Origin of the sequence: Anabaena sp. UHCC 0253 (genome assembly GCF_009712085.1) — a bacterium.
GTDB lineage: Bacteria > Cyanobacteriota > Cyanobacteriia > Cyanobacteriales > Nostocaceae > Dolichospermum.
Genome location: NZ_VILD01000014.1, coordinates 26,029 through 28,562 on the forward strand (window position 1 = coordinate 26,029; position 2,534 = coordinate 28,562).

The following is a 2,534-nucleotide window of genomic DNA, read 5'->3' on the forward strand; positions in this document are numbered from 1 at the left end:
AATACCGCTACAAAACGGATTTGATGTCACAGATTACACCATGATGAAATTAGACCTATCTTTTGCTCACTCTGTCCCGCTTATGCTTCCTGCACATAATCACGTCGAGTTTATAGTTGTGGGTGCTGGTGGGACAGGAGGTTTTTTGATTCCGTCGGTTGCTAGACTGATGCTGGAGATTGAAGCAAACAGCAACAAAACCGCTTCTTGTATAGTTGTAGACCCAGATATCATTGAACCCAAAAACATCCCCCGACAGAATTTTCAACAGTCTGAGGTTGGGTTATACAAAGCGGAAGTCCTAGCAGCTAGATACAGTTTAGGATTAGGAGTACAGATTAGAGCGATCGCTAAACCATTCACTAAAAGGATTATATCAGCCAGATGGCGTAAGTTAACAGTGATGATCGGTTGTGTAGATAATGCTGCTACGCGTGCTGAAATTAGCAGTTGCTTAGACCAAAATTACTCAGGTTCTCTACCACAAATTTGGTGGTTAGATTGTGGTAATCATGCTAATTCTAGTTCTGGACAAGTGGTGCTTGGTTCTACTAATCAATTTACCTTAGAAAGTGCTTTTAATAATCGTCAAAAACCGAACTTTTGCATTAATCTTCCCAGTCCTTCTAGACAACATCCAGAACTGTTAATTCCATTACCTGAAGAATTAAATTCAACAAGTTTATCATGTGCTGAAATTCAAGCAAGAAACCGCCAAAGCTTGTTTGTTAATCAACAAGTAGCTGTTATTGCTGCGGAGTATTTGCTGGCATTAACATTAACTGGAGGTTTGAGAAAATTTGCAACCTATTTCCATAATACTACAGGTTCTTGTCGTTCACTATACACCTGTGTAAATTCTCTGCAAAAGTTTACAAATGAGGAAATAATTTCACCAAGTCGTTCAATTTCAGTTTAGCAATACAGCATCAAATCACTCTCACTGACACGCTTCTTCCTTGGAGAAATTCAAGGGAGAAAATTATTTATGGGACTTACGTAAAAAAATCTTTTAAAATCTCATTTTTTGTGTATTTTAGGTCTTTGTAACTAACCACAGAGGCACAGAGAACACAGAGAATGAGAGTTTTACCAATTTTATGTAAGGCTGCACAGAATACTGAAATCTATTGATTTATCCATCTTTATCTGTGTTTATCTGCGTACCCTTCGGGAAGCAAGCTACATCTGCGGTCAATTATTCTTGTTATTTTATTCTATGCCGCTTCATATCAATTTGGTATTAAAAAGTATTTTCGTAAGTTATGAGGAATATTTGCAAGGCAAAAAAGCGGCTACCAAATATCTAAAACCTGTTCCTAAAGTTGAAATTAAACTACCACAAATAAAATCAATGCTCAACATTACTAAAGTACAACTGAGTGCTAGTGGATGGACTCTCAATATCCTTTCAACTAGAGTCGCTACTATTACTAATCCTTTGGGACAAAGAAAAGTCACATACTTCGGTTTTGAAACTGAAGAAAAGGCACTCCAATTTAAAAAATGGCTTATTGAAAATACAACAAATTCGACTATTTATGTCAGAAAAGCAGAACGATTAAGTCAAAATTGGGAATGTAAATGTTGGAATGTACCAACAGAGCTAATAATTCAAATAGCCGAACTAGATATAAACCAACAAACCCAGCTTCAAAATCAATAAAATCAGTTCAAGCAATAAATTATTTGACACAAAAACGACTAATTTATTATGCGCTACGCGCTAAGTATTAGATGATTTTAATCAGAAGGCGTAATCTCTATTTTAGATTAGATTTCTAATTTTACAGAGGTGTATATCAACAGAATGATCTATACATAAAACGCCTTCGTTATCAATTAAATGTATCCCCTCAATATATCGGGGAAAGAGTTATTCAGGCATCCATGACAAACCAAAAGAATTGAGAGCAGATTTTTCGCGAATAATAGTTGCCAAAAAGGGAATATTCCCAGTCTGAGAAATGCGGTCACGGATATATTCAAAAAAACTGATACCCAACTGACGAGTAGTAGCAACAAGAGACATAAAAGTATCCCAAGCCTGAGTACCTTCAAGAGTTTGAGTGGCATAACTAATATTACGCCGTTGCACCATTGTCCTAGCAGCTAACTCTGCCGGATTATTATGCAAAGGCAATTCAGGATGCTCTAATACTAAAAGCAACTCGGAAATTTTTAGCAGCGTTAATCGTTTTCGCTCATCCAACTGTTCATAACCAGTTTGAAGCGAAAAAAGTTTCCAAAACTCAGACCGGAGTTTTTCAGCCTTTTGTTGACTGGGAGAATCTTTGTAAGCAAGTAAGTCTCGGTAGTAATCCCAGAAATCATCCAGAAAATCTTTTAAAATCGTTTGGTGACAAGCAAATAAACGGACTTAACTTTTTATAATGTCTTCCCTCATGCACCCAACACAAAGCAATATTATCAGTCAGTAACTTGAATTGGGGAGCATCATCACAGACGAGAGTTTGCACCACTGGCCAATCAGTTTGTTGATGATAGAAAGGCAAATAGCTGCTGCTTCGGTG

At 36.9% G+C, this 2,534-nt stretch carries 3 protein-coding genes and 1 pseudogene; 2 read left to right on the forward strand and 2 right to left on the reverse strand.

Going from position 1 to position 2,534, the window contains the following annotated elements; translation table 11 throughout:
- Both FJR38_RS25900 and FJR38_RS25905 read left to right on the forward strand, forming a co-directional pair.
- Window positions 1-919: ThiF family adenylyltransferase (locus FJR38_RS25900; protein ID WP_254449573.1), on the forward strand; the 919-nt coding region annotated here is incomplete at its 5' end.
- 300 nt (window positions 920-1,219) lie between these two features.
- Entirely contained in the window at window positions 1,220-1,666 is a 447-nt protein-coding gene (locus FJR38_RS25905) for a hypothetical protein (protein WP_254449574.1), read from the forward strand.
- Between the two features lie 210 nt (window positions 1,667-1,876).
- On the opposite strand, the gene FJR38_RS28860 is transcribed toward FJR38_RS25905, so the two are convergent.
- Together FJR38_RS28860 and FJR38_RS28865 are read right to left on the reverse strand one after the other, a co-directional pair.
- Window positions 1,877-2,212 carry a hypothetical protein gene (locus FJR38_RS28860; protein ID WP_254449575.1) on the reverse strand — a complete coding sequence of 112 codons (336 nt, stop codon included), beginning with the start codon at window positions 2,210-2,212 and terminating at the stop codon, window positions 1,877-1,879.
- A gap of 118 nt (window positions 2,213-2,330) precedes the next feature.
- Window positions 2,331-2,534 (reverse strand): annotated as a pseudogene (locus tag FJR38_RS28865) (hypothetical protein); the annotation flags it as partial.